This is a genomic window from Pedomonas sp. (assembly GCF_036515995.1).
Lineage (GTDB): Bacteria > Pseudomonadota > Alphaproteobacteria > Sphingomonadales > Sphingomonadaceae > Pedomonas.
Genome location: NZ_DATBUP010000058.1, coordinates 1 through 5,419, shown reverse-complemented (window position 1 = coordinate 5,419; position 5,419 = coordinate 1). Strand labels below are relative to the sequence as shown.

The 5,419-nt window shown below is 63.4% G+C and carries 6 protein-coding genes; 4 read left to right on the top strand and 2 right to left on the bottom strand.

Going from position 1 to position 5,419, the window contains the following annotated elements; translation table 11 throughout:
- Positions 1-243: 243 nt before the first annotated feature.
- Positions 244-444 carry a DUF1192 domain-containing protein gene (locus tag VIG90_RS04850; RefSeq protein ID WP_331592326.1) on the bottom strand — a complete coding sequence of 67 codons (201 nt, stop codon included), beginning with the start codon at positions 442-444 and terminating at the stop codon, positions 244-246.
- Between the two features lie 151 nt (positions 445-595).
- On the opposite strand from VIG90_RS04850, the gene VIG90_RS04845 reads away from it, so the two are divergent.
- Positions 596-1,639, top strand: a complete 1,044-nt coding sequence (locus tag VIG90_RS04845; protein WP_331592325.1) for an NAD(P)H-quinone oxidoreductase — start codon at positions 596-598, stop codon at positions 1,637-1,639.
- A gap of 166 nt (positions 1,640-1,805) precedes the next feature.
- On the top strand, positions 1,806-2,438 hold the full coding sequence (locus VIG90_RS04840) for a DUF1013 domain-containing protein (RefSeq protein ID WP_331592324.1): 633 nt from the start codon (positions 1,806-1,808) through the stop codon (positions 2,436-2,438).
- A 330-nt stretch (positions 2,439-2,768) separates the two neighbouring features.
- Here the strand turns inward: VIG90_RS04840 and VIG90_RS04835 are convergent, their stop codons facing one another.
- Positions 2,769-2,939 carry a YdcH family protein gene (locus VIG90_RS04835; RefSeq protein ID WP_331592323.1) on the bottom strand — a complete coding sequence of 57 codons (171 nt, stop codon included), beginning with the start codon at positions 2,937-2,939 and terminating at the stop codon, positions 2,769-2,771.
- A gap of 187 nt (positions 2,940-3,126) precedes the next feature.
- On the opposite strand from VIG90_RS04835, the gene VIG90_RS04830 reads away from it, so the two are divergent.
- On the top strand, positions 3,127-3,333 hold the full coding sequence (locus tag VIG90_RS04830; RefSeq protein ID WP_331592322.1) for a YdcH family protein: 207 nt from the start codon (positions 3,127-3,129) through the stop codon (positions 3,331-3,333).
- A gap of 257 nt (positions 3,334-3,590) precedes the next feature.
- Positions 3,591-5,419 (top strand): efflux RND transporter permease subunit (locus tag VIG90_RS04825; protein ID WP_331592321.1); only part of this gene is annotated, 1,829 nt, incomplete at its 3' end.

Genomic DNA, 5,419 nt, shown 5'->3' with positions numbered 1-5,419 from the left:
ATGTAATTATAATAATGAAATACAATTATAGGACGGCTTGATGAAATAAATTCAATTAATTGAATTAAATTAATTGCGTCGGTGATGCGAGGCCGGGCAGGGCGGAGTGGCCCCGCCGCTCCGGGGCGGCGCGTGGCGCAGCCAACCCCGGTGGCGCAACGGCAGGCAGCTCGGCGTTCCGGCTGAGTGCCAGCCCCTGCTTCTGGTCTGTCAGTCTGTTACGTCAGTATCGTGGCGAGGCTCTTAGCGCTTGAACAGGGCATCCGCCGCCGAACGGAAGGTTGAAGCCGAGTCCAACTTGGCGCGGGTGCGGTCGATTTCTGCTTCCAGCACGGAGATGCGCTGCTTCAGTTCATCCAGTGAAAGCCGATCAAGATCCTCGCGACGCAGGGCGGCGAGGGGGTCGTCGGCATTGCGGCGCGGCATCAGCTCGTCAAGATCCATAAGACGTCTCCCATTGCCAGGTACTATGGGCCAAATTCACTGGATGGAAGGTTGACCGGGGACAGGGCGCTGTCAATATCACCGGACATTACTGCCCTTTCCGGACGTTGCGGACGTGAAAGAACGGCATTACAGAGCAGGGAGACAGGGCATGACCGAGAGAGCAACCGATCAGACAGGCCTCCCGGACACCATGCCCGAAACCATGGCCGCCATCGAGATCCGCGAGCCGGGCGGACCGGAGGCCTTGCGGCCCGCCATGCGACCGGTGCCGCAGCCGGGCGCGGGCGAGGTGCTGATCCGGGTGGCCGCTGCCGGGGTCAACCGGCCGGACGTGATGCAGCGGCGCGGCCTTTACCCGCCCCCGGCCGGGGCTTCCGACCTGCCGGGGTTGGAGGTTTCCGGAACCATCGTGGCGCTGGGTGAGGGCGTGACTCGCTGGCGGCGGGGCGACCGGGTGTGCGCGCTTCTGGCAGGGGGCGGCTATGCTGAGTACGCGGCCGCGCCGGAGGGCCAGTGCCTGCCGGTGCCGGACGGGGTTGCGCTGGAGGACGCGGCCGCCTTGCCGGAGACGTTCTTTACGGTGTGGTCCAACCTGTTCGAGCGCGGCTATGCGGCTCCGGGTGAGACGGTATTGGTGCATGGCGGCACCAGCGGCATCGGCACCACCGCGATCCAGCTGGGCCGGGCCTTCGGCCTCAACGTGATCGTGACCTGCGGGACGGACGAGAAATGCCGCATTGCCGAGAAGATCGGGGCCAATGCGGCCATCAATTATCGCAGCGAGGATTTCGTCGCGCGCGTGCGGGAGCTGACGGACGAGCGCGGTGTGGATGTGGTGCTGGACATGATCGGCGGGGATTACGTGCCGAAGAACCTGTCTTTGCTGGCAAATGACGGGCGGCACGTCTCCATTGCGGTGCAGCGCGGCAACCGGACCGAGATCAAGCTGTTCGACATCATGACCCGCAGGCTGGTGCTGACCGGCTCCACGTTGCGCGCGCGCTCGGTGGCGTTCAAGACAGCGCTGGCGGAAAGCCTGGGGCGGGACGTGTGGCCGCTGTTCGCAAGCGGGAAGCTGAAGCCGGTGATCGACAGCCGCTTCGCCCTGCGCGACGCGGCCAGGGCGCACGAGCGCATGGAAGAGAGTGCGCACGTGGGCAAGATCGTGCTGGAAATGGGGGCAAGGCGCTGACGCGGCGGGAGAAACGCGGAAAATCCTTGTGCGGCAGGGTTGAAGCGTGCTGGAGTAAACTCCTACTTGAGAATTTGACCTCGCTGGCGCGGCGGGTTACTAATCTGGTTCTACCGTCGGCCGCCCGAGAAGGGCGGCCGATGCTTTTTGGGGACGGGAGATATCCATGGCTCATCTGCTGATGAAACACTCCACAGCGGTCTGGCTGGTTGAAAACACGGCCTTGACCTTCCAGCAGATTGCGGACTTTTGTGGCCTGCATGTGCTTGAAGTGCAGGCGATGGCCGACGAAACTTCCGCCACCCGGTACATCGGCCGCGACCCGGTGCGCGCCGGTGAACTGACCATGGCGGAGATCGAGCGTTGCCAGAAGGATCCGGTCGCCCGGCTGCAGCTGGCAAAGGGTCCGGTGCCGCAGCAGGCCCGTACCAAGGGGCCGCGCTATACGCCGGTGTCCAAGCGTCAGGACAAGCCGGACGGCATCGCCTGGCTGCTGCGTTACCACCCGGAGCTCTCGGACGGCCAGATCGCCAAGCTGATCGGCACGACCAAGACCACCATCGGGGCCATTCGCGACCGCAGCCACTGGAATATCCAGAACATCAAGCCGCAGGATCCGGTGGCGCTGGGCCTGTGCTCGCAGCGCGAACTGGACGCTCTGGTGGCGCGCGCCGCCAAGAAGCGGGGCGACGAGCCGGTTGAGTCGTCGTCAATGGACGTGGACACCAACCGGCTTGAAGAACAGCTCAAGCTGGAGCGCGCCGCCCGCGGCTACGACGTGACGGAAGACGAAGAGTAAGAAACAAACCATTGCTCGCGTGAAACCTTTTCACGCGGCGTGAGTTTCGGGAGGGCCGGTCAGAGGGATCTGATCGGCCCTTTCCCGTTACGGGTGGTTTTCCGGCAAAATGCCTCGTTCAAGCAGTGCCGGGCCGCATGTGCTCCCTGAGGCAGAACGCGGGTTTGCCCGGGAATGCAGGAACGATAGGCAGACCGGCAGGCGCGAACGGCGGACGAGGGCCCCGGCTGAATGGATGAACTCTTGCCGGGGCGTTGTCGGCCGGAGGAATCAGGCTGCGCTTCGGTTTTGAATGCGCTTCAGGCCTGAATGCGCCTCAGTCTTGGTGCATCAGTGCTGAACGCGACTGAGCTCCTCTTTCAGACGGAGCTTTTCCTTCTTGAGCTGAGCGATGGTAGACCAATCCGGCTGTGGGCGCTGGCTTTCCTGAGCGATCTGCGTCTCGATGCGAGCGTGCTTTGCTTCCAGGGTTGCCGTGGATCCACGAACGGATACTGCCATTGCACTTCTCCTTCTGGTCCTGATTGGTCCGAATATAGGATCACAATACTGTCATAGAGTCACGCCTTGGCAGGAACGGTCCATCGCTTCCGCGGGTGCGCCTCGTCGGTTCGGTTGTGCGCCTGCCGCATACCAATGGCGCAACGGTTATGCTAAGAGGGGGTATTAATGAGGTGTCTGGAGACCCATGGATACTGAAGACGAGCGTGAGTTGCGGGAGCGGCTTGAGGCGATGATCCAGGAACATCGGGACCTGGACGCGGCCATCGATGCGTTGGTGGAACAGGCGGGGGCCGACCTTCTGCAGGTGCAACGCCTGAAGAAGCGCAAGCTGAAGCTGAAGGACGAGATCAGCGCGCTTCAGGACATGATCGTTCCCGATATTATTGCCTGACCTGCGGGCAGCCCCGGCCGGTAAGGTTCGCCACGTGAGCGCCTTGCGGTTTTTCCGGGGCTTTTTCATGATGTTAACGATTGTTCGTAAAACTCAGCCGCGAGCCGGGTGGCGGACGCGACATGCCTGAAAATCGCGCTAGATAACCACGCGGGCTCACGGGCAAGGGCGGGTCGGGCCGTGCGGGAGACAACGAGGCGCGGACCCCAAGGCGCTTCCCGCTGTTATCTTCCGGGCAAGATATGAGGCGTTGAGGCATGCTTGAGAGACTGTTCGCGGCACTGGACGCACTGGCGCACCGGATCGAGCGGGCCGCCATCGGCCGGGCGTCGTGGACGCTGGCCATCGGTTTGCTGGTGGCCGTTGTGGCCGGCCTCGGCCTTATGCGCATTGAATTCACCAATGATTATCGCGTGTTCTTCGAGCCGAACGACCCGCAGCGGGTGGCCAACGAGGAACTGGAGACCGAGTTCACCCGCTCGGACACGGTGAATTTCGTGCTGCAAGCAGCCAAGGGGGACATGCTGACGCCCGATCGGCTGGCGGCGGTGGAAAAGCTCACGGAGGCAGCGTGGAGCCTGCCGGGCGCGACCCGCGTCGATTCGCTGACGAACTACCAGTACAGCTACGGGCAGGACGACGACCTGATCGTGGAGCCGCTGGTGGCTGATGCCGCCAACGCCGGGCCGGAGGACATTGCCCGCATCCGCCGCAACGCGCTGGGCGAGCGGGCGGTGGTGGGCCGCTACCTCTCGGAAGATGCCACGACGGCGCAGGTGATCGTGACGGTCAATCTGGAAGCGGGGAACACTGCCGCGCTGACCGAGATTGCCGATGCTGCCGAGAAACTGAAGGAGGAGACGGCCGCCGCTCATCCCGACCTGCGGGTGGCGACGACTGGCGTGGTGCTGCTCTCTCACAGCTTCTACGACGTGACGCAAAGCGACCTTGCGCGGCTGGTGCCGGTGATGGTGGCATTCCTGTTCGTCGCCATCTGGTTCTTCTTCAAGAGCTGGCGGGCGGCGCTGGCCGCCATCGTGGTGCTTGGCCTCTCGGTGCTGGTGACCATGGGCATCGGCGGGTGGCTGGGCTTTTCCCTCTCGCCCGCCTCGGGCCAGGTGCCGGTCATCATCCTGACCATCGCAACGGCGGAGGCGGTGCACCTGATCGGCAAGGCCAACAGCTACCAGAGGCAGGGCTACAACCGGTCAGACGCGGCCTACAAGTCGGTGCGGCTGAACCATGCGCCAATCGCCCTGACAACCATTACCGACGTGCTCGGCTTCCTGTGCTTCAACTTCTCCGAAACGCCGCCTTTCCGCGACCTTGGCAACATGGCGGCTTACGGCGCAATCATCGCCTACTTCTATTCCGTATTCTTCCTGCCTGCGCTGCTGGCCCGGGTGTCGTTGGGCGTGAAAGGCGACATGCTGGAGCGGGAGCACAATGTGGCAAAGCTGGCGGGATGGTCGGTACGCCACCGGACGTTGGTACTGGGCGGCTTCTCCATGCTGGCGCTGGTGCTGGGCGCGCTCGCTCCGCGGCTGGAAGCGCGTGACAACTTCATCGAATGGCTCTCGCCGCGCCACGAATTCCGGCAGGATGCCGAGTTCATCAACCAGCAGCTGCCGGGCATCTACACGCTGAACTACGGCATCGAAAGCGGGGAAGACGGCGGCATTTCCGAACCCGCCTACCTGCAGACGCTGGAGCGGTTCACCAACTGGCTGGAAGGCCAGCCGGAAGTAGCGGACGTCTATTCCATCGTTGATGTGATGCGCCGCTTGAATCGCAATTTGCATGGGGACGATCCGGCCTACGAGCGCCTGCCCACGAACCGGGAGGAAGCAGCGCAGTACCTGCTGCTCTACGAGATGAATCTGGCGCAGGGGCAGGACCTTTCGGACCAGCTGACGCCTGACAAGACCGCAAGCCGCGTGGTGGTGGCAATGAACAACATCACCTCGGAACAGATGGTGGCGCTGAAGGAGCGGGCCGATGCCTGGCTGAAGGAGAACGCGCCGCCCGTCATGCAGGCGCAGGGCGTGGGCACCTCCCTGATGTTCGCCTACCTGACCGAGGAGAA

Excerpts from the sequence above, each read along its gene's own strand:
- VIG90_RS04850 (WP_331592326.1), bottom strand. The coding sequence starts at position 444 with ATGGATCTTGACGAGCTGATGCCGCGCCGCAATGCCGACGACCCCCTC.
- VIG90_RS04845 (WP_331592325.1), top strand. The coding sequence starts at position 596 with ATGACCGAGAGAGCAACCGATCAGACAGGCCTCCCGGACACCATGCCC.
- VIG90_RS04840 (WP_331592324.1), top strand. The coding sequence starts at position 1,806 with ATGGCTCATCTGCTGATGAAACACTCCACAGCGGTCTGGCTGGTTGAA.
- VIG90_RS04835 (WP_331592323.1), bottom strand. The coding sequence starts at position 2,939 with ATGGCAGTATCCGTTCGTGGATCCACGGCAACCCTGGAAGCAAAGCAC.
- VIG90_RS04830 (WP_331592322.1), top strand. The coding sequence starts at position 3,127 with ATGGATACTGAAGACGAGCGTGAGTTGCGGGAGCGGCTTGAGGCGATG.